This is a genomic window from Pseudomonas sp. PVC-5-1 (assembly GCF_057444345.1).
In genome coordinates this window covers 4,071,396-4,091,904 of record NZ_CM172024.1, presented here as the reverse complement: position 1 = coordinate 4,091,904, position 20,509 = coordinate 4,071,396, and the positions used below count along the sequence as shown (strand labels likewise).

General features: G+C 63.9%; 21 protein-coding genes. All 21 read left to right on the top strand.

Going from position 1 to position 20,509, the window contains the following annotated elements; genetic code table 11:
* Positions 1 to 44: 44 nt before the first annotated feature.
* The 21 genes from AC2T3R_RS18760 (at position 45) to AC2T3R_RS18660 (ending at position 20,479) form a co-directional block, all read left to right on the top strand.
* Positions 45 to 1,295, top strand: a complete 1,251-nt coding sequence (locus AC2T3R_RS18760) for a flagellar hook-length control protein FliK (RefSeq protein WP_486744099.1) — start codon at positions 45 to 47, stop codon at positions 1,293 to 1,295.
* 218 nt (positions 1,296 to 1,513) lie between these two features.
* Positions 1,514 to 2,011, top strand: a complete 498-nt coding sequence (gene fliL, locus AC2T3R_RS18755) for a flagellar basal body-associated protein FliL (RefSeq protein ID WP_013973596.1) — start codon at positions 1,514 to 1,516, stop codon at positions 2,009 to 2,011.
* 9 nt (positions 2,012 to 2,020) lie between these two features.
* A complete protein-coding gene (gene fliM / locus AC2T3R_RS18750; protein WP_013973595.1) occupies positions 2,021 to 2,989 on the top strand; it encodes a flagellar motor switch protein FliM in 969 nt (322 codons plus the stop codon).
* Positions 2,990 to 3,036: 47 nt separating this feature from the next.
* Positions 3,037 to 3,507 carry a flagellar motor switch protein FliN gene (fliN, locus tag AC2T3R_RS18745; protein ID WP_024087456.1) on the top strand — a complete coding sequence of 157 codons (471 nt, stop codon included), beginning with the start codon at positions 3,037 to 3,039 and terminating at the stop codon, positions 3,505 to 3,507.
* 12 nt (positions 3,508 to 3,519) lie between these two features.
* A complete protein-coding gene (fliO, locus tag AC2T3R_RS18740; RefSeq protein ID WP_289331757.1) occupies positions 3,520 to 3,954 on the top strand; it encodes a flagellar biosynthetic protein FliO in 435 nt (144 codons plus the stop codon).
* Positions 3,954 to 4,709 (top strand): flagellar type III secretion system pore protein FliP, encoded by a 756-nt coding sequence (gene fliP, locus AC2T3R_RS18735; RefSeq protein ID WP_038410037.1) that lies wholly within the window; start codon positions 3,954 to 3,956, stop codon positions 4,707 to 4,709. Before fliO ends, fliP begins: the two co-directional genes overlap by 1 nt.
* 21 nt (positions 4,710 to 4,730) lie before the next feature.
* Positions 4,731 to 5,000, top strand: coding sequence for a flagellar biosynthesis protein FliQ (gene fliQ, locus AC2T3R_RS18730; RefSeq protein WP_013973591.1), 270 nt, complete (start codon positions 4,731 to 4,733; stop codon positions 4,998 to 5,000).
* Positions 5,001 to 5,007: 7 nt separating this feature from the next.
* Complete coding sequence (gene fliR, locus AC2T3R_RS18725) at positions 5,008 to 5,784, top strand: flagellar biosynthetic protein FliR (RefSeq protein ID WP_013973590.1); 777 nt, start codon at positions 5,008 to 5,010, stop codon at positions 5,782 to 5,784.
* A gap of 2 nt (positions 5,785 to 5,786) precedes the next feature.
* Complete coding sequence (flhB, locus tag AC2T3R_RS18720; RefSeq protein WP_486744098.1) at positions 5,787 to 6,929, top strand: flagellar biosynthesis protein FlhB; 1,143 nt, start codon at positions 5,787 to 5,789, stop codon at positions 6,927 to 6,929.
* Between the two features lie 203 nt (positions 6,930 to 7,132).
* Positions 7,133 to 9,262, top strand: coding sequence for a flagellar biosynthesis protein FlhA (gene flhA, locus AC2T3R_RS18715; protein ID WP_013973588.1), 2,130 nt, complete (start codon positions 7,133 to 7,135; stop codon positions 9,260 to 9,262).
* Positions 9,263 to 9,273: 11 nt separating this feature from the next.
* Positions 9,274 to 10,584 (top strand): flagellar biosynthesis GTPase FlhF, encoded by a 1,311-nt coding sequence (flhF, locus tag AC2T3R_RS18710; RefSeq protein WP_486744097.1) that lies wholly within the window; start codon positions 9,274 to 9,276, stop codon positions 10,582 to 10,584.
* Positions 10,585 to 10,677: 93 nt separating this feature from the next.
* Entirely contained in the window at positions 10,678 to 11,511 is an 834-nt protein-coding gene (fleN, locus tag AC2T3R_RS18705) for a flagellar synthesis regulator FleN (RefSeq protein WP_003254408.1), read from the top strand.
* A complete protein-coding gene (fliA, locus tag AC2T3R_RS18700; protein WP_013973585.1) occupies positions 11,508 to 12,248 on the top strand; it encodes an RNA polymerase sigma factor FliA in 741 nt (246 codons plus the stop codon). Before fleN ends, fliA begins: the two co-directional genes overlap by 4 nt.
* Before the next feature lie 103 nt (positions 12,249 to 12,351).
* Complete coding sequence (locus AC2T3R_RS18695; RefSeq protein ID WP_161551427.1) at positions 12,352 to 12,726, top strand: chemotaxis response regulator CheY; 375 nt, start codon at positions 12,352 to 12,354, stop codon at positions 12,724 to 12,726.
* Positions 12,727 to 12,746: 20 nt separating this feature from the next.
* Positions 12,747 to 13,535 (top strand): protein phosphatase CheZ, encoded by a 789-nt coding sequence (locus AC2T3R_RS18690; RefSeq protein WP_015271204.1) that lies wholly within the window; start codon positions 12,747 to 12,749, stop codon positions 13,533 to 13,535.
* 12 nt (positions 13,536 to 13,547) lie between these two features.
* Positions 13,548 to 15,788: a chemotaxis protein CheA gene (locus tag AC2T3R_RS18685; RefSeq protein WP_486744096.1), complete on the top strand. Its 2,241-nt coding sequence runs from the start codon at positions 13,548 to 13,550 to the stop codon at positions 15,786 to 15,788.
* A 46-nt stretch (positions 15,789 to 15,834) separates the two neighbouring features.
* A complete protein-coding gene (locus tag AC2T3R_RS18680) occupies positions 15,835 to 16,974 on the top strand; it encodes a protein-glutamate methylesterase/protein-glutamine glutaminase (protein WP_013973581.1) in 1,140 nt (379 codons plus the stop codon).
* Positions 16,974 to 17,714, top strand: a complete 741-nt coding sequence (locus AC2T3R_RS18675; protein ID WP_013973580.1) for a flagellar motor protein — start codon at positions 16,974 to 16,976, stop codon at positions 17,712 to 17,714. The genes AC2T3R_RS18680 and AC2T3R_RS18675 overlap by 1 nt, the downstream gene beginning before the upstream one ends.
* Before the next feature lie 3 nt (positions 17,715 to 17,717).
* Positions 17,718 to 18,575 (top strand): flagellar motor protein MotD, encoded by an 858-nt coding sequence (motD, locus tag AC2T3R_RS18670; RefSeq protein ID WP_013973579.1) that lies wholly within the window; start codon positions 17,718 to 17,720, stop codon positions 18,573 to 18,575.
* Positions 18,576 to 18,797: 222 nt separating this feature from the next.
* Positions 18,798 to 19,586 carry a ParA family protein gene (locus tag AC2T3R_RS18665; RefSeq protein WP_013973578.1) on the top strand — a complete coding sequence of 263 codons (789 nt, stop codon included), beginning with the start codon at positions 18,798 to 18,800 and terminating at the stop codon, positions 19,584 to 19,586.
* Entirely contained in the window at positions 19,586 to 20,479 is an 894-nt protein-coding gene (locus AC2T3R_RS18660) for a CheW domain-containing protein (protein ID WP_486744095.1), read from the top strand. The genes AC2T3R_RS18665 and AC2T3R_RS18660 overlap by 1 nt, the downstream gene beginning before the upstream one ends.
* Positions 20,480 to 20,509: the final 30 nt, after the last annotated feature.

Genomic DNA, 20,509 nt, shown 5'->3' with positions numbered 1-20,509 from the left:
CTCTGACTGGATGATTTTTTTGTTTCTGGCGCGGAGACCGCTCGATGCCTGTCGCACCCAACCCATTGCTGCAAGGCAACGCCGTTGCCAATACCTCGCGTTCGGCCACCGCACAGGCCGACAAGCCGCTGCAGGCGCCGGGCGACAAGGGCGAAGGCTTCGGCCAGGTGATGGCCAAGCAGGGCCGCGACAAGGCCGCAGGGCAGGACGACAAGGTCGCCCAGGCCAAGCCAGAGGCGGCGCAGGGCGGCAAGAAAGCCGCTGCCGACAAACCCGCAGTTGCCGATGACGGCAAACCATTGCCAGCCGACGACCAGGCCAAGGCTGACACCGGCTTGCGCGATGCCAGCCTGGTGGCCGGCCAGGTAACCGACGCCCAGCCTGGCGCTCAACTGATCCAGGCGCAGGCCGAGGCGGTGGCGCCGGTGTTGCAGGCCGCCACGGCGCAGGTCACGGCCGTGCTGCCCGAGGAGTCTGCCGCCGAGGAAACCTTCGATCCTGACGCCGACCCTCTGGCCAACCTGCCGACCTTGCGTCTGGCGCTGGAGCAAAGCGCCCAGGCCAAAGGGGCGACTTCGGCACATGCCCTGGACGCTTCGCAGGCTCAGGGCGAGGAGGGGCAGATGGCCGTCAATACCTTGGCGAATCTGGTCGAGAATGCCGAGGGTGAGGCGGGCGAGCCCGGCGACAAGGCCTTTGCTGCCTTGCTCGAAGATGGCCTGAAGGACACCAAGGGCGCTGGCAGCGATACGCGCATCGACGATTTCGCCAACCGCCTGGCCAACCTGACCCAGGCCGCCACGGCCAAGACCGCCAATGCCGTGCCTGCCAACGCCAGCCCATTGCACCAACCGCTGCCGATGAACCAGAACGCCTGGGCCGAGGGCCTGGTCAACCGGGTCATGTACCTGTCCAGCCAGAACCTCAAGTCGGCGGATATCCAGCTGGAGCCGGCTGAACTGGGCCGCTTGGACATTCGCGTCAATGTTGCGACGGACCAGTCGACCCAGGTCACCTTCATCAGCGGCCACGCCGGGGTGCGTGACGCCCTCGACAGCCAGGTACACCGCCTGCGCGAGCTGTTCGCCCAGCAGGGGCTGGCACAGCCGGATGTCAACGTGGCCGACCAGTCGCGCGGGCAGCAGCAACAGCAGCAGGGGCAGGCGCAGGGCAGCAACCTGTCCGGGGTGGCGGCGCGCCGGGTCGAGCAGGGCGGGGTAGAGGCAGTCGATAGCGCCCGGCCTGTGGAGCAGCAGGTGGTTGTTGGTGACAGTGCGGTCGATTATTACGCCTGATAACCGTTAGCCTGAGCCGGCCTCTTCGCGGGCGCACCCGCTCCCACAGGTATTTCATCGGTTTCGAATCCTGTGCGTTGCCTGTGGGAGCGGGCGTGCCCGCGAAGAAGGCAGCGCCGCAAAACCTGCCGGAACCCATCCTCTGCAAAATCTGGCATAACACTTGCTCAAGCCAAGCCATCCTCCCTTGAACCCCCGATGGACGACGGATTATTGGCATGGCGAAGAGCGAAGCAGTCAAAGACCCCGCCACTAAAGGCAAACTCAAGCTGATCCTGCTGGCAGTAGTGGGCCTGTTGCTGGCGATCGGCCTGTCGGTGGGCGCTACCTGGTTCATCATGCACAAGAGCGAGCCGGCCCCGGCCGCCGATCCTGCAGCCAGCAACGTCAAGCCAGCGGCTATCTACGAAGCACTGACCCCGGCCTTCGTGGTCAACTTCAACCAGAACGGTCGCCAGCGCTACATGCAGGTGAGCATCACCCTGCAAGCGCGCAACCAGGCCGACCTGGATGCGCTCAAGGTGCACATGCCGGTGATCCGCAACAACCTGGTGATGATGTTCTCCGGGCAAGGCTTCGACACCCTGGCCGGCAGCCCGGTGGGGCAGGAAATGCTGCGTCAGAAGGCCACCGCAGTGGTCCAGGAAGTGGCGCAGAAGGAAGTCGGCAAGCCGGTCGTCGACCAGTTGCTGTTCACCAATTTCGTATTGCAGTAGGAGTCCGCAATGGCCGTACAGGACCTGCTGTCCCAGGATGAAATCGATGCCCTGTTGCATGGCGTCGACGACGGGCTGGTGCAGACCGAGAGTGCATCCGAGCCTGGCAGCATCAAAAGCTACGACCTGACCAGTCAGGACCGTATCGTGCGGGGTCGCATGCCGACCCTGGAAATGATCAACGAGCGCTTCGCCCGCTACACCCGTATCAGCATGTTCAACCTGCTGCGCCGCTCCGCCGACGTGGCGGTGGGTGGCGTGCAGGTGATGAAGTTCGGCGAATACGTGCACTCGCTGTACGTGCCGACCAGCCTCAACCTGGTCAAGATCAAGCCGCTGCGCGGCACTTCGCTGTTCATCCTCGATGCCAAGCTGGTGTTCAAGCTGGTGGACAACTTCTTCGGCGGCGATGGCCGCCATGCCAAGATCGAAGGCCGCGAGTTCACCCCCACCGAGTTGCGCGTGGTGCGCATGGTGCTGGACCAGTGCTTCGTCGACCTCAAGGAAGCCTGGCAGGCAATCATGCCGGTCACCTTCGAGTACATGAACTCCGAGGTCAACCCGGCCATGGCCAACATTGTCGGCCCCAGCGAGGCGGTGGTGGTGTCCACTTTCCACATCGAACTGGACGGCGGGGGCGGCGATCTGCACGTGACCATGCCGTACTCGATGATCGAGCCGGTGCGGGAAATGCTCGACGCCGGTTTCCAGTCCGACCTGGACGACCAGGACGAGCGCTGGGTCAAGGCCCTGCGCGAGGACGTGCTGGATGTTGCCGTGCCGCTGACCGCCACCGTAGCCCGTCGCCAGTTGAAGCTGCGCGACATCCTGCACATGCAGCCTGGCGACGTGATCCCGGTGGAGCTGCCCGAGCACCTGGTGCTGCGTGCCAACGGCGTGCCGTCGTTCAAGGCGCGCCTGGGTTCGCACAAGGGCAACCTGGCGCTGCAGATCATCGACCCGATCGAACGCCGCTGACGGCGTGCCGATCGCACATAACGAATTGAATGCCTGTCGAGGAAACCATGGCTAACGAAAACGAGATTACCTCCGCAGAGGACCAGGCACTGGCCGATGAGTGGGCTGCGGCACTGGAAGAAACCGGTGCAGCCGGCCAGGCCGACATTGATGCACTGCTGGGTGGTGACACCGGCAGCAGCACCAGCGGACCGGGACGCCTGCCGATGGAGGAGTTCGCCAGCTCGCCGAAGCCGAACGAAAACGTCAGCCTCGAAGGCCCGAACCTGGACGTGATCCTGGATATCCCGGTGAACATTTCCATGGAAGTGGGCAGCACCGAGATCAACATCCGCAACCTGCTGCAGCTCAACCAGGGCTCGGTGATCGAGCTCGACCGCCTGGCCGGCGAACCGCTCGACGTGCTGGTCAACGGCACGCTGATCGCCCATGGCGAGGTAGTGGTGGTCAACGAGAAGTTCGGCATCCGCCTGACCGACGTGATCAGCCCCAGCGAACGTATCAAGAAGCTGCGCTGAGTGAAGGGCACGATGCGCGCCATCGCGGCGGCTGCCGCGCTGCTCGCCAGCCAGGCTTGCCTGGCCGCGGCCACACCTGCGGCCACACCGGCAGCCGCACCTGGCAGCCTCGGTGGGCAGCTGGCGCAGATGGTTTTCGGCCTGCTGCTGGTGGTCGGCCTGATCTTCTTCCTGGCCTGGTTGCTGCGGCGTCTGCAAAGCACGGCGGTGAAGGGCGGGCAGGTGATCGAGATCGTCGGCAGCCGGGCCATCGGCCCGCGTGACCGCCTGCTGCTGGTGCAGGTGGGCAAGGAGCAGATCCTGATCGGCCATACCCCTGGCAGCATCGAGGCCCTGCATGTGCTGGCCGAGCCCGTGGAAGTGCCGGAAAACGCCCGCCAGGCGACACCGGAGTTTGCCCAGCGGCTGATGGAGCTGATGGGCAAGGACCCTAAGGACAAGAAGTGATGAGTGGCGCGCTGCGTGTGTTGTTGACTCTGGCGCTGCTGCTGGCTGCGCCGCTGGCCCTGGGTGCCGACCCGCTGTCGATCCCGGCCATTACCCTGTCCAATACCCCGGACGGGCAGCAGGAATATTCGGTCAGCCTGCAGATCCTGCTGATCATGACTGCGCTCAGCTTCATCCCGGCGTTCGTCATCCTGATGACCAGCTTCACCCGCATCATCATCGTGTTCTCGATCCTGCGTCAGGCCTTGGGCCTGCAGCAGACGCCGTCGAACCAGTTGCTGACCGGCATGGCGCTGTTCCTGACCATGTTCATCATGGCGCCGGTGTTCGACCGGGTGAACCAGGACGCCCTGCAGCCGTACCTGAAGGAGCAGATGACCGCCCAGCAGGCCATCGACAAGGCCCAGGGGCCGCTCAAGGACTTCATGCTGGCACAAACCCGGCAAAGCGACCTCGACCTGTTCATGCGCCTGTCCAAGCGTACAGACATCGCCGGCCCGGACCAGGTGCCGCTGACGATCCTGGTGCCGGCGTTCGTCACCTCCGAGCTGAAGACCGCGTTCCAGATCGGTTTCATGATTTTCATCCCGTTCCTGATCATCGACATGGTGGTGGCCAGCGTGCTGATGGCCATGGGCATGATGATGCTGTCGCCACTGATCATCTCGCTGCCGTTCAAGATCATGCTGTTCGTGCTGGTCGATGGCTGGGCGCTGATCATGGGTACCCTGGCCAGTAGTTTCGGCGGCGTCTGACGCCGTCAAGGAGAGCCGCCGATGACACCTGAAGTCGCTGTCGACCTGTTCCGTGATGCGTTATGGCTTACCACGCTGATGGTTGCCGTGCTGGTGGTGCCGAGCCTGCTGGTGGGCCTGGTGGTGGCGATGTTCCAGGCCGCCACGCAGATCAACGAACAGACCCTGAGTTTCCTGCCGCGCCTGTTGGTGATGCTGGTGACGTTGATCATCGCCGGGCCGTGGCTGGTGCAGAAGTTCATGGAGTACATCACCAGTCTCTACACCAACATCCCGCAGCTGATCGGTTGACGCGCCGATGCTGGAGCTGACCGACACGCAGATCGGCACCTGGGTCGCGACCTTCATCCTGCCGTTGTTCCGGGTGACGGCGGTGCTGATGACCATGCCCATCCTCGGCACCCGCATGCTGCCGGCGCGGGTGCGCCTGTACGTGGCGGTGGCTATTACCGTGGTAATCGTCCCGGCACTGCCCCCCCTGCCTGAGTTCGACCCGCTGAGCCTGCGCGGTTTGCTGCTGTGTGCCGAGCAGATCATTGTCGGCGCGCTGTTCGGCCTGGCGTTGCAGTTGCTGTTCCAGGTGTTCGTGATTGCCGGGCAGATCGTCGCGGTGCAGATGGGTATGGCCTTCGCTTCGATGGTCGACCCAGCCAACGGGGTCAACGTCACGGTGATCAGCCAGTTCATGACCATGCTGGTAAGTGTGTTGTTCCTGCTGATGAATGGCCACCTGGTGGTGTTCGAGGTGCTGACCGAAAGCTTCACCACCTTGCCGGTGGGCAACGCACTGGTAGTCAACCATTTCTGGGAGCTGGCCGGGCGCCTGGGCTGGGTATTTGCCGCAGGCCTGCTGCTGATTCTGCCGGTGATCGCCGCGCTGTTGGTCGTGAACATTGCCTTTGGTGTGATGACCCGCGCCGCGCCGCAACTGAACATTTTCTCCATCGGTTTCCCGCTGACCCTGGTCATGGGCATGTTCATTTTCTGGGTCGGCCTGGCCGATGTGCTGTCCCACTACCAGGCATTGGCCAGCGAAGCGCTGCAATGGCTGCGTGAACTGGCGAGGGCGCGCTGAGCATGGCGGAAAGCGAGAGCGGTCAGGACAAGACAGAAGACCCCACCGAAAAGCGCAAGCGCGATGCCCGCGAGAAAGGCGAGATCGCGCGCTCCAAGGAGCTGAACACGGTGGCGGTGACCTTGGCCGGCGCCGGTGGCCTGCTGGCCTTCGGCGGCCACCTGGCCGAGACGCTGCTGGAGATGATGCGCATGAACTTCAGCCTGACCCGCGACATCATCGTCGACGAGCGGGCTATGAGCGCCTTCCTGTTGGCCTCGGGCAAGATGGCGATTTGGGCGACGCAGCCGGTGCTGATCCTGCTCTTCGTGATCTCCTTCGTGGCACCCATTGCGCTGAGCGGTTTCCTGTTCTCCGGCAGCCTGCTGCAGCCCAAGTTCAGCCGCATGAACCCGCTGGCGGGTATCAAGCGCATGTTCTCGATGCATGCCCTGACCGAGCTGCTCAAGGCGCTGGCCAAGTTCTTCGTGATCCTGGTGGTGGCGGTGGTGGTGCTGGTCAGCGATCGCCAGGCCTTGCTGTCGATCGCCAACGAGCCGCTGGAGCAGGCGATCATCCACAGCTTGCAGGTAGTGGGCTGGAGTGCGTTGTGGATGTCGGCCGGGCTGCTGCTGATCGCGGCGGCGGACGTGCCGTTCCAGCTGTGGCAGACCCACAAGAAAATGAAGATGACCAAGCAGGAAGTGCGCGACGAGTACAAGGACAGCGAAGGCAAGCCTGAGGTCAAGCAGCGTATTCGCCAGCTGCAGCGCGAGGTATCGCAGCGGCGCATGATGGCGGCTGTGCCGCAGGCCGACGTGATCATCACCAACCCGACGCATTATGCGGTGGCCTTGCAGTACGACCCGGAAAAAGGTGGGGCAGCGCCGTTGCTGCTAGCCAAGGGGACGGATTTCATTGCCTTGAAGATTCGCGAGATCGGTGTGGAGCACAAGGTCCAGATCCTCGAATCACCGGCATTGGCGCGGGCGATCTACTACTCCACCGAGCTCGAACAGGAAATCCCTGCCGGGCTTTACCTGGCGGTGGCGCAGGTGCTGGCCTACGTGTTCCAGATCCGCCAGTACCGGGCTGGCAAGGGCAAGCGGCCAGAGCCGCTTAAGGACGACCTGCCGATTCCGCCGGACCTGCGCCGCGACAGTTGACCTTGTGTCAGGGCTTCTGGCCCTTTCGCGGGTGAACCCGCTCCCACAGGTCCTCTGCTGCGGTCCCTGTGGGAGCGGGTTCACCCGCGAAGAGGCCGGAACAGGCAACATAAATCCCCCATCGAGCAAAGTTGGAAAGCTTCTTGCAAAGCCAGCGCCAGGCGCCCCCTGTGCGTCAAAGTTTTGCATCAAGAGGACTCGCGGTGGATCGCACTCAGTTAATCAGCAACGCCCGTAACAACCTGGCCGGGCTCGGTCGGGGCAACCTGGGTGTACCGCTGTTGCTGCTGGTGATGTTGGCAATGATGATGTTGCCGATACCGCCGTTCCTGCTCGATGTGTTCTTCACTTTCAACATCGCCCTGTCGATCGTGGTCCTGCTGGTCTGCGTCTACGCCCTGCGCCCGCTCGACTTCGCTGCGTTCCCTACCATCCTGCTGGTGGCCACGCTGCTGCGCCTGGCCCTGAACGTGGCTTCCACCCGGGTGGTGATGCTGCATGGCCAGGAGGGCCATGGCGCCGCCGGCAAGGTGATCCAGGCCTTCGGCGAGGTGGTGATCGGCGGTAACTACGTGGTCGGTGCCGTGGTGTTCGCCATCCTCATGATCATCAACTTCGTGGTGGTGACCAAGGGTGCCGGGCGCATCTCGGAGGTGAGCGCGCGTTTCACCCTCGACGCCATGCCCGGCAAGCAGATGGCCATCGACGCCGATCTCAACGCCGGCCTGATCGACCAGGCCCAGGCCAAGCACCGTCGTGCCGAAGTGGCGCAGGAGGCCGAGTTCTACGGTTCGATGGACGGTGCCAGCAAGTTCGTTCGCGGTGACGCCATCGCCGGTTTGCTGATCCTGTTCATCAACCTGATCGGCGGCATGCTGATCGGCATGCTGCAGCACGGCATGAGCTTTGGCGATGCCGGCAAGGTGTACGCCTTGCTGACCATCGGTGACGGTTTGGTGGCGCAATTGCCATCACTGCTGCTGTCGACCGCTGCCGCGATCATGGTTACCCGCGCCTCGGGCTCCGAGGACATGGGCAAGCTGATCAACCGGCAGATGTTCGATTCGCCCAAGGCCCTGGCGGTGTCCGGCGCGCTGATGATCGTCATGGGCCTGGTGCCGGGCATGCCGCACGTGGCCTTCCTCAGCCTTGGCCTGCTGGCCGGTGGTGGCGCGTACCTGGTGTGGAAGAAGCAGCAGAAGGCCAAGGCGCAGGCGCTGCAGGAAGCGCAGCGCCAGCAGGACCTGCTGCCATCGCCACAACGCGCGCTGGAAACCAAGGAGCTGGGCTGGGATGACGTCACGCCGATCGACATGATTGGCCTGGAGGTCGGCTACCGGCTGATCCCGCTGGTCGATCGCAACCAGGGTGGCCAATTGCTGGCGCGAATCAAGGGCGTGCGCAAGAAGCTGTCGCAGGACCTGGGCTTCCTCATGCCCACCGTGCACATCCGCGACAACCTTGACCTGCAGCCCAGCGCCTATCGCCTGACCCTGATGGGGGTGATCCTGGCCGAAGCCGAGATCTACCCGGATCGCGAACTGGCAATCAACCCGGGGCAGGTGTTCGGTACTCTCAACGGCATTGCCGCACGCGATCCGGCGTTCGGCCTGGAGGCCGTGTGGATTGATGTCGGCCAGCGTTCCCAGGCGCAGTCGCTGGGCTACACCGTGGTCGATGCCAGTACCGTGGTGGCTACGCACCTGAACCAGATTCTGCAGAAGCACTGCCACGAGCTGATCGGCCATGAAGAGGTCCAGCAACTGCTGCAGGTGTTGGCCAAGGCATCGCCTAAACTTGCAGAAGAGTTGGTGCCGGGTGTCATTTCGTTGTCGGGCCTGCTCAAGGTGCTGCAGGCTCTGTTGTCGGAGCAGGTGCCCGTACGCGATATCCGCAGTATCGCCGAGGCGATCGCTAACAACGCCGGCAAGAGTCAAGATACCGCCGCGCTGGTGGCGGCGGTGCGCGTCGGATTGTGTCGCGCCATCGTGCAAAGCATTGTCGGCGTTGAGTCGGAGCTGCCAGTGATTACCCTGGAGCCAAGGTTGGAACAGATTTTGCTCAATAGTCTGCAAAGGGCCGGGCAAGGTCAGGAAGACGGTGTTCTTCTGGAACCGAGCATGGCCGAGAAGCTGCAGCGTTCGTTGATCGAGGCGGCCCAGCGCCAGGAAATGCAGGGCCAACCGGCCATCCTCCTGGTCGCCGGCCCGATCCGCGCCATGCTGTCGCGTTTCGGTCGTCTGGCTGTACCGAATTTGCATGTTCTGGCGTATCAGGAAATACCGGACAACAAGCAAGTCACAATCGTTGCCACCGTGGGCCCTAACGGCTGAGGTAGGGGATAATGCAAGTTAAGCGATTTTTCGCCGCCGATATGCGTCAGGCCATGAAGCTGGTCCGTGATGAGCTGGGCGCCGATGCCGCCATCATCGGCAACCGTCGCATCGCCGGCGGTGTCGAACTGACGGCCGCGCTGGACTACAAGCTGTCTGCCCTGGCCCCGCGTGTGCCCAACGCAGAACTGGAAGAAGAGCTGCGCAAGACCCATACGCGCATCGCCACTGCCCAGGCCGAACTGGATCATCGTCAGGACAGCAGCGACAACAACCGCCAATTGTTCGCCGGGCAGTCGCTGACCGCCGCCGAGCCGTTGATCGAACCGCACATCGATGCGCCCGAGGCCGCTGCGCCAGTCCCTGCGTCGGCGCCGGTCGATCCGCGCCTGTTCGATGCCATGCGCTCCGAGCTTTCGGGCCTGCGCGAGCTGCTGGAAGTGCAGCTCGGCTCGCTGGCCTGGAACCAGCTGCAAGGCAGCAAGCCGCAGCAGGCCACCGTCTGGCGCCGGCTGCAGCGCATCGGTCTGTCCGGGCCGATCGCCCGTGAGCTGCTGGACCTGACCGCCGAGATCGACGAGCCACGCCAGGCCTGGCGCATGTTGCTGGCGCATCTGGCGCGGATGATCGAAATCCCCGAGGTCGAGCCGATCGAAGAGGGTGGGGTGATCGCCATGGTCGGCCCGGCCGGCATGGGCAAGACCACCACCCTGGCCAAGCTGGCCGCCCGCTACGTGCTCAAGTACGGCGCGCAGAACCTGGCGCTGGTGAGCATGGACAGCTTCCGCATCGGCGCCCAGGAGCAGCTCAAGACCCTGGGCCGCATCCTTAACGTGCCTGTGACCTACGTCGACCCGGGCCAGTCGCTGGCCGCGGCGCTGGAGCCGCTGCTGCGCAAGCGCGTGGTGCTGATCGATACCGCTGGCCTGCAGGCCAGTGACCCGGCCCTGCGCATGCAACTTGAAACCCTGGCCGGGCGTGGCATTGCCGCGAAGAACTACCTGGTGCTGGCCACCACCAGCCAGAAGCAGGTGCTGACTGCTGCCTACCACAGCTACAAGCGCTGCGGCCTGGCTGGTTGCATCCTGACCAAACTCGATGAAACGGCGAGCCTTGGCGATGTGCTGAGCCTTGCCATCAGTCATGAACTGCCAGTGGCCTACCTGACCGATGGGCCGCGCATTCCTGACGACCTGCACCTGCCTCGGGGGCACCAGTTGGTCACCCGCGCGGTCAATGTGCAGCAGCAGGACGAGCCCAGCGAAGAGGCCATGGCCGACATGTTCGCTGATCTCTATCACAACCCACGGCGAGCGGGTTGATGATGAAGTGTGTGCAAGGTAGCTATGCCAAAGGGTACGCAGAATTGCCCTACGTGTGGCCTGAGTCCCAGCGAGACAAGGTAAAGAACAGACATGGGTAGCATGCATCCCGTACAGGTGATCGCCGTGACCGGTGGCAAAGGTGGCGTCGGCAAGACTAACGTTTCAGTGAACCTGTCCCTGGCGCTGGCCGAGCTTGGCCGCAGGGTCATGCTGCTCGACGCCGACCTGGGCCTGGCCAATGTCGACGTGCTGCTGGGCCTTACCCCCAAGCGGACCCTGGCCGATGTCATCGAAGGGCGCTGCGAATTGCGCGACGTGATGTTGCAGGGCCCCGGTGGTGTGCGCATCGTACCGGCTGCCTCGGGCACGCAGAGCATGGTGCACCTGGCCCCGGCCCAGCATGCCGGGCTGATCCAGGCGTTCAGCGAAATTGGCGACAACCTCGACGTGCTGGTGATCGACACCGCGGCGGGTATCGGTGATTCGGTGGTCAGCTTCGTCCGCGCGGCACAGGAGGTGCTGCTGGTGGTATGCGACGAACCCACCTCGATCACCGACGCCTACGCCCTGATCAAGCTGCTCAACCGCGACTACGGCATGAACCGTTTCCGCGTGCTGGCCAACATGGCGCAGAGCCCGCAGGAAGGCCGTAACCTGTTCGCCAAGCTGACCAAGGTCACCGACCGTTTCCTCGACGTTGCCCTGCAGTATGTGGGCGCTGTGCCGTATGACGAGTGCGTGCGCAAGGCGGTGCAGAAGCAGCGTGCCGTGTACGAAGCTTTCCCACGGTCCAAGTGCGCGCTGGCCTTCAAGGCGATAGCCCAGAAGGTCGACAGCTGGCCGCTGCCGGCCAACCCGCGTGGCCATCTGGAGTTCTTTGTCGAGCGTCTGGTGCAACCCACCAGCGCGGGTCCAGTGCTATGAACGCCAGCGGTTTCAAGATGTACAGCCGAGCGTCGAAAGATGCCCAGTACGAGCTGATCGAACGCTACGCCCCGCTGGTCAAGCGCATTGCCTACCACCTGCTGGCGCGGTTGCCGGCCAACGTGCAGGTCGAGGACCTGATCCAGGCCGGCATGATCGGCCTGCTGGAAGTAGCCAACAAATACGACGCCAGCAAGGGCGCCAGCTTTGAAACCTACGCCGGCATCCGCATTCGCGGGGCCATGCTCGATGAAGTACGCAAGGGCGACTGGGCACCGCGTTCGGTGCACCGCAACACCCGCATGGTCAGCGACGCGATGCGTGCGGTTGAAGCCAGAACCGGACGTGACGCTAAAGATCATGAAGTTGCTGCCGAACTCCAATTGAGTCTCGATGATTACTACGGGATCTTGAACGATACCTTGGGCAGCCGCCTGTTCAGCTTCGACGACCTGTTGCAGGACGGCGAGCACGAAGGGCTGCATGAGGATGGCGCCAGTGGCCAGGTAGAACCTGCGCGTGGCCTGGAGGACGAGCGCTTCCAGGTCGCCCTGACCGAGGCCATCGCCAACCTGCCGGAGCGTGAGCGCCTGGTGCTGGCGCTGTACTACGACGAAGAGCTGAACCTCAAGGAAATCGGTGAGGTGCTGGGGGTCAGCGAGTCGCGGGTCAGCCAGTTGCACAGCCAGTGTGCCGCGCGCCTGCGCAGCCGCCTGGGGGAATGGCGGGCGCGTTGAGCCCGCTGTCGTTGCAGTCGTTTTCTACGTTGTACCGAATTGTGAATGCGCGCTCGGGGCCGAGCGCGTTTGAGACTGCTTGGAGGTCTACTTGAACAAAGACATGAAAATCCTCATCGTTGACGACTTTTCGACGATGCGGCGGATCATCAAGAACCTGTTGCGTGACCTGGGCTTCACCAACACCGAAGAAGCCGATGACGGCACCACGGCGCTGCCGATGCTGGAGAACGGCCACTACGACTTCCTGGTGACCGACTGGAACATGCCTGGCATGTCCGGCATCGACCTGCTGCGCAAGGTGCGTGCCCACGATCGCCTGAAAACCATGCCGGTGCTGATGGTGACCGCCGAAGCCAAGCGCGACCAGATCATCGAAGCGGCCCAGGCCGGCGTCAATGGCTACGTGGTCAAGCCGTTCACCGCCCAGGTGCTCAAAGAAAAGATCGAGAAGATCTTCGAACGCGTCAACGGCTGAGTCACGTCAGGGGGCGCGCCATGGATTCATCACAAACGTCTTTGGGCGAGTTCGAATCGACCCTGAAGAAGCATGCCCAGGAGCTGGTCGAAAGCCTGGAGCGGGGCCGTTTCGGCGAGGCGGTGCAGCTGATTCACGAGCTGAACCAGACCCGCGACCGCGGCCTGTACCAGGAAGTCGGCAAGCTGACCCGCGAGCTGCACAGTGCCATTGTCAGTTTCCAGATCGACCCGACCATGCCGCAGGCCGAGGAGGTGTCGCAGATAACCGACGCCACCGAGCGCCTGTCGTACGTCGTCAGGCTCACCGAGGGCGCGGCCAATCGCACCATGGACCTGGTCGAGGAAAGCACCCCGGTGCTCAACGACCTGGCCAGCGAGGCCCAGGCACTGAGCACCGACTGGCAGCGTTTCATGCGCCGCGAAGTGGCTGCGCCGGAGTTCCGTGACCTGGTCAAGCGCGTCGACAGTTTCCTGACGCACAGCGCCGAAGGTAACCGCAAGGTCGCCGGCCACCTCAACGACATTCTGCTGGCCCAGGACTATCAGGACCTGACCGGCCAGGTGATCAAGCGCGTCACCACGTTGGTCACCGAGGTGGAAAGCAACCTGCTCAAACTGGTGCTGATGGCCAGCCAGGTCGACCGCTTTGCGGGCATCCAGCATGACCACGATCAGCTGCGCGCAGAAAAAGATCGAGAAAAACATCCGACTCGGGGTGAAGGTCCGCAGATTCATGCCGATAAGCGTGAAGACGTCGTGTCCGGTCAGGACGATGTCGATGATCTGCTGTCCAGCCTGGGTTTTTAAGGAGCACGTTTGATGAGCTTCGGCGCCGATGAAGAAATCCTCCAGGATTTCCTGGTAGAAGCCGGCGAAATTCTTGAGCAACTGTCCGAGCAACTGGTCGAGCTGGAAAGCCGGCCCGACGATGCCGACCTGCTCAATGCGATCTTTCGCGGTTTCCACACTGTAAAAGGGGGCGCCGGCTTCCTTCAGCTGAACGAGCTGGTGGAGTGCTGCCATATCGCCGAGAACGTGTTCGACGTCCTGCGCAAAGGTGAGCGCCGGGTCGACGCGGAACTGATGGATGTGGTGCTCGAGGCACTGGACACGGTCAACAGCATGTTTGGCCAGGTGCGCGAGCGCGCCGAAGTGACCCCGGCTACCCCCGAGCTTTTGGCGGCGCTGTCGCGCCTGGCCGAGCCGGGGGGCGCCGTGGCCGTTGAAGCGCCTGCCGCCGCAGCACCGGCACCGGTTGCCGAAGCGCCTGCCGAGGAGCAGGACATCACCGACAGCGAGTTCGAACAGCTGCTCGATTCGCTCGATGCGGTCAAGGCGCAAGCTGCGGCCGACGAGCAGATGCAGGGCGAGACCGTGAGCGGCGAAGGTGACGAAATCACCGACGCCGAGTTCGAGTCGCTGCTCGACCAGTTGCACGGCAAAGGCCAGTTCAGCCCCGAGGTTGCCGCGCAGCCGGTTGCCAGCGCGCCGGAAGTGGCCAGCGACGAAATTACCGACGCCGAATTCGAATCGCTGCTGGACCAGTTGCATGGCAAGGGTACCTTCCAGGCCGATGCCTTGCCCGGTGCCAAGGCGCCGGCGCCTGCTGCAACTGACACCAGTGCAGCCAGCGATGAAATCAGCGAGCACGAGTTCGAGGCGCTGCTGGACCAGTTGCACGGCAAAGGCAAGTTTGGCGGCGACGTGGCCGCCGTCGAAGCCCCGGCTGCAACCAAGGTGCAAGCGCCGGCTGCGGCCAAGGCCGACAGCCAGCCCGTGGCCAAGCCAGCAGCAGCTACTGCTCCGGCACCGGCGCCGGCGCCTGCCAGCAAACCTGCCGCAGCACCCCGCGCCCCGGCCCCGGCCGCCGACAAGCATGGCGCCAGCGAAGCGGAAACCACCGTGCGGGTCGATACCGCGCGCCTGGACGAGATCATGAACATGGTCGGCGAGCTGGTGCTGGTGCGTAACCGTCTGGTGCGCCTGGGCCTTAACAGCGGTGACGAGGCCATGTCCAAGGCCGTGTCCAACCTCGACGTGGTCACCGCCGACCTGCAGACCGCGGTGATGAAAACCCGCATGCAGCCGATCAAGAAAGTCTTCGGCCGCTTCCCGCGCCTGGTGCGCGACCTGGCTCGCCAGCTCAAGAAAGAAATCAACCTGGAGCTGGTCGGCGAAGAGACCGACCTCGACAAGAACCTGGTCGAGGCCCTGGCCGACCCGTTGGTGCACCTGGTGCGCAACGCCGTCGACCATGGCGTGGAGATGCCCGAGGAGCGTGAAGCCTCCGGCAAGGCGCGTACCGGCCGCGTGGTGCTGTCGGCCGAGCAGGAAGGCGACCACATCCTGCTGTCGATCTCCGACGACGGCAAGGGCATGGACCCTAACATCCTGCGCGCCAAGGCCGTGGAAAAGGGCCTGATGGACAAGGATGCCGCCGAGCGCCTGAGCGAGTCGGACTGCTACAACCTGATCTTCGCCCCGGGCTTCTCGACCAAGACCGAGATTTCCGACGTGTCCGGTCGTGGTGTGGGCATGGACGTGGTGAAGACCAAGATCTCCCAGCTCAACGGCTCGATCAACATCTTCTCGGCCAAGGGCCAAGGCTCGAAGATCGTCATCAAAGTGCCGCTGACCCTGGCGATCATGCCCACCCTGATGGTGATGCTGGGCAACCAGGCGTTTGCCTTCCCGCTGGTCAACGTCAACGAGATCTTCCACCTCGACCTGTCGCGCACCAACGTGGTCGACGGCCAGGAAGTGGTGATCGTGCGCGACAAAGCGCTGCCGCTGTTCTACCTCAAGCGCTGGCTGGTCCAGGGCCAGGTGCACGAAGAGCAGCACGAGGGCCACGTGGTGATCCTGTCGGTCGGCACCCAGCGCATCGGCTTTGTCGTCGATCAACTGGTTGGCCAGGAAGAAGTGGTAATCAAGCCGCTGGGCAAGATGCTGCAGGGCACCCCGGGCATGTCCGGGGCCACCATCACCGGCGACGGTCGCATCGCGTTGATTCTCGACGTCCCGAGCATGCTCAAGCGTTACGCCGCGCGGCGTATTTGATTTCGGTGGCGCACCCTGGCGGGTTGCGCCGCCTAATGGAGTGTTTATGGCAGTCAAGGTCCTGGTGGTGGATGATTCCGGTTTCTTCCGCCGCCGCGTCTCGGAAATCCTCTCGGCGGATCCGACGATCCAGGTAGTGGGTACCGCGACCAATGGCAAGGAAGCAATCGACCAGGCGCTGGCGCTGAAGCCCGATGTCATCACCATGGACTACGAAATGCCCATGATGGACGGCATCACCGCGGTGCGGCACATCATGCAGCGCTGCCCGACGCCGGTGTTGATGTTCTCGTCGCTGACCCATGAAGGCGCCCGTGTCACCCTCGATGCGCTGGATGCCGGTGCGGTGGATTACCTGCCGAAGAACTTCGAGGACATCTCGCGCAACCCCGACAAGGTCAAGCAACTGCTGTGCGAGAAGGTGCATACCATTTCCCGCAGCAACCGCCGTTTTGGCAGCTACGCCAGCCATGCGCCGGTTGCCGCACCCGTACCCGCGCCAGCAGGCAGCGGTCACGCAGCTGCCAGCAGTTTCGCCAGCCCGGCAGCGGCGCGCACGCCTGCGCCTGCCCGTGCAGCGGCCCCGGCAGCGGCGCCAGCGCATTCGCCGGCACCCAAGCGCAAGCCATACAAACTGGTGGCCATCGGTACCTCCACGGGCGGCCCGGTCGCCCTGCAGCGGGTGCTGACCCAGCTGCCGGCCAACTTCCCGGCGCCGATCGTACTGATCCAGCACATGCCAGCGGCGTTCACCAAGGCCTTTGCCGAGCGCCTGGACAAGCTGTGCCGCATCAGCGTCAAGGAAGCCGAGGACGGCGACATGCTGCGCCCGGGCCTGGCCCTGCTGGCCCCAGGTGGCAAGCAGATGATGATCGACGGCCGTGGCGCGGTGAAGATCCTGCCCGGTGACGAGCGTCTGAACTACAAACCGTGCGTGGACATCACCTTCGGCTCGGCGGCCAAGTCGTATGGCGACAAGGTGCTGTCGGTGGTGCTTACCGGCATGGGTGCCGATGGTCGTGAAGGGGCGCGCCTGCTCAAGCAGGGCGGCAGCACGGTCTGGGCCCAGGATGAAGCCAGCTGCGTGATCTATGGCATGCCCATGGCCATCGTCAAGGCCAACCTGGCCGACGCGGTGTACAGCCTGGACGAAATCGGCAAGCACCTGGTGGAGGCGTGCGTCTGATGGACGTGCTCAGCCTGATCGGCCTGATCCTCGCGTTTGTCGCCATCGTCGGTGGTAACTTCCTCGAAGGCGGCCATGTCGGCGCCCTGATCAATGGCCCGGCGGCACTGATCGTGCTGGGCGGCACCCTGGCGGCGGCCTTGCTGCAGTCGCCGCTGTCGTCGTTCAAGCGTGCCTTGCAGATTCTGCGCTGGATCCTGTTTCCGCCACGGGTCGACCTGGCGGGCGGGATCGACCGCGTCGTCAACTGGAGCCTGACCGCGCGCAAGGAAGGCCTGCTGGGCCTGGAAGGGGTGGCCGACAGCGAGCCTGACCCTTATGCGCGCAAGGGCCTGCAGCTGCTGGTGGATGGTGCCGAGCCGGAGGCCATCCGCAGCATCCTCGAAGTCGACTTCCTGACCCAGGAAAGCCGTGATATCCAGGCCGCGAAGGTGTTCGAGAGCATGGGCGGCTACGCGCCGACAATCGGCATCATCGGTGCGGTGATGGGCCTGATTCACGTGATGGGCAACCTGGCCGACCCGTCGCAGTTGGGCAACGGCATTGCCGTGGCCTTTGTCGCGACCATCTACGGCGTGGCCAGCGCCAACCTGGTGCTGCTGCCGATCGCCAGCAAGCTCAAGGCCATCGTCATGCGCCAGTCGCGCTACCGCGAGATGCTGCTCGAGGGCCTGCTGTCGATCGCCGAGGGTGAGAACCCGCGCTCGATCGAGCTGAAGCTGCAAGGCTTCATGGAGTAACCCATGCGTCGCCGTCGTCATACCGAGGAGCACGAAAACCACGAACGCTGGCTGGTGTCGTACGCCGACTTCATTACTCTGCTGTTCGCCTTTTTCGTGGTGATGTACTCGATTTCCTCGATCAACGAGGGCAAGTACAAGGTCATTTCCCAGGCCTTGCTCGGGGTGTTCAACGACCCCGAGCGCAGCATGAAGCCGATCCCCATCGGTGAAGAGCGGCCGCTGAGCGTGCGCCCGGCCGAGCCGTTGGTGAAGGACAGCGAGCAGACCGATGCCGGCCTTGGGGCGACCAGTATCGACCCACTGAAAACCATCAGCGATGACGTGCGCGATGCCTTTGGCGACCTGATCAAAAGCGACCAGATGACTGTGCGTGGCAATGAGCTGTGGATCGAGATCGAGCTCAATTCCTCGTTGCTGTTCGGCAGTGGCGATGCCATGCCCAGCGACAAGGCGTTTGCGATCATCGAGAAGGTGGCCGGCATTCTCAAACCGTTCGCCAACCCGGTGCACGTCGAAGGCTTTACCGACAACCTGCCAATCCGCACTGCGCAGTACCCGACCAACTGGGAGCTGTCTTCGGCTCGGGCGGCAAGCATCGTGCGCCTGCTGGCCATGGAAGGGGTCAACCCGGCACGCATGGCCTCGGTCGGCTATGGCGAGTACCAGCCGGTTGCCAGCAACGACACTGCCGAAGGCCGTGCGCGCAATCGCCGCGTGGTGCTGGTGATTTCGCGCAACCTCGAAGTGCGCCGCAGCCTGACTGGCTCGGGCAGTGCCAATGCCACGCCGGATGCTGCATTGCGCCGGGCTGGCACACAAAGTGCACCGGCAACGCCAGCAACGGTGGCGGGGCAGTGATCCGTCAATTCCCCGACGTTGCCACGAACACAAATTTGAAGGCAGTACTGTCCCCTGTGGGAGCGGGCGAGCCCGCGGATCAGGCGAAGCGGTGAATGGCACCGGCTGCGCCGGTGTTCGCGGGCGCGCCCGCTCCCACAGGGATCGCGCCAGCTTTCCGATGTTGAGCAAGACAGTTGCCCCAGCAGTGTCCCTGCCAAATCAATAGATAGAGTTTGCTTGATGAGAGTCTGGGCAGTAGCCAATCAAAAAGGTGGCGTCGGCAAGACCACCACTACCATCGCCCTGGCCGGCCTGCTGGCCGAGGCCGGCAAGCGCGTGGTCGTCGTCGACCTCGACCCGCACGGCTCGATGACCAGCTATTTCGGGCACAACCCCGATGCCCTGGAGCACAGCTGCTACGACCTGTTCCTGCACAAGGGCGCGGTGCCCGAGGGCCTACCGGGGCAACTGCTGCTGCCCACCAGTGACGAACGCATCTCGCTGTTGCCGTCGAGTACCGCGCTGGCAGTGCTGGAGCGCCAGTCACCGGGGCAGAACGGCCTGGGCCTGGTGATCGCCAAGAGTCTGGCGCAGCTGTGGCAGGATTTCGACTATGCCCTGATCGACAGCCCACCCTTGCTCGGTGTGCTGATGGTCAATGCCCTGGCAGCCAGCCAGCAGCTGGTGATTCCGGTGCAAACCGAATTTCTCGCGGTCAAGGGCCTGGAGCGCATGGTCGGGACCCTGGCCATGGTCAACCGCTCGCGCAAGCAGGCGCTGCCGTACCAGATAGTGCCGACCTTGTTCGACCGCCGCACCCAGGCCTCGCTGGCCACGCTCAAGCTGCTGCGTGACACCTACGGCCAGCATGTGTGGCAGGGCTACATCCCGGTGGATACGCGCCTGCGCGATGCCAGCCGCAAGGGCGTCACGCCCTCGCAATTCGACAGCAAGAGCCGCGGGCTGGTTGCCTACAGGGCGCTGCTCAAGCACCTGCTGACCTACAAGACTGCAGCGCAGGTGGCCTGATGACCCAGACACGGCAAACCAGTACGCGGCCACAGATGGCCCTACAGTCGTACCTCGACGGCCTGCTGCAGGAAGCCACCGAAGCTGAAGACCTGTTCGAGGCGCCAGCGGCGGCGGACGAGTTCGTCGAAGCGGTGCGCGAAGAGCAGGTGCGTGATGCCTTGCAGCAAGCCAGGCCAGCGTCAGCCGAAGCAACCGGCAGCCCCGCACCACGGCTGTTCGCCGAGCCCAGGCTGGCGGTGCTGCCCCAGGTGATGCCGGTGGAGGCGCCGGTAGTGACGGTAGTCGAGCGCGAAGTGGTGGCCGAGGCCAGCATCCCGGTGCTGGTCGAGGAGCAGACCGTGGAGCCGGCCGTGCCGCTGGTGGACGTACACCTGCCGGCGCCGCAGGTGCCCGAGCCCCCGGCCACGGTCGATGGCCGCCCGGCCTGGGCCGCCGAGCCGTTCGAATGCCTGCTGTTCGACGTGGCCGGCCTGACCCTGGCGGTGCCGCTGGTGTGCCTGGGCTCGATCTACACCCTGGCCGGCCAGGAACTGACACCACTATTCGGCCAGCCGGATTGGTTTCTCGGCATCCTGACCTGCCAGGCCGGCAACCTGAAGGTGCTGGACACCGCGCGCTGGGTGATGCCCGATCGCTACCGCGATGATTTTCGCCAGGGCCTGCAGTACGTGATTTCCGTGCAGGGCTACGAATGGGGGCTGGCCGTACACCAGGTCAGCCGCTCGCTGCGCCTGGACCCGTCCGAGATCAAGTGGCGCAGCCAGCGTGGCCAGCGCCCGTGGCTGGCCGGCACGGTTATTGAACACATGTGTGCGCTGCTCGACGTCGCTGCACTGGCCGAGCTGATCGCCAGTGGTGCGGTCAAGCAGATGCACGCCAAACAGAAATGACACCGAACACACCGCCTGTGGCGGATTTTG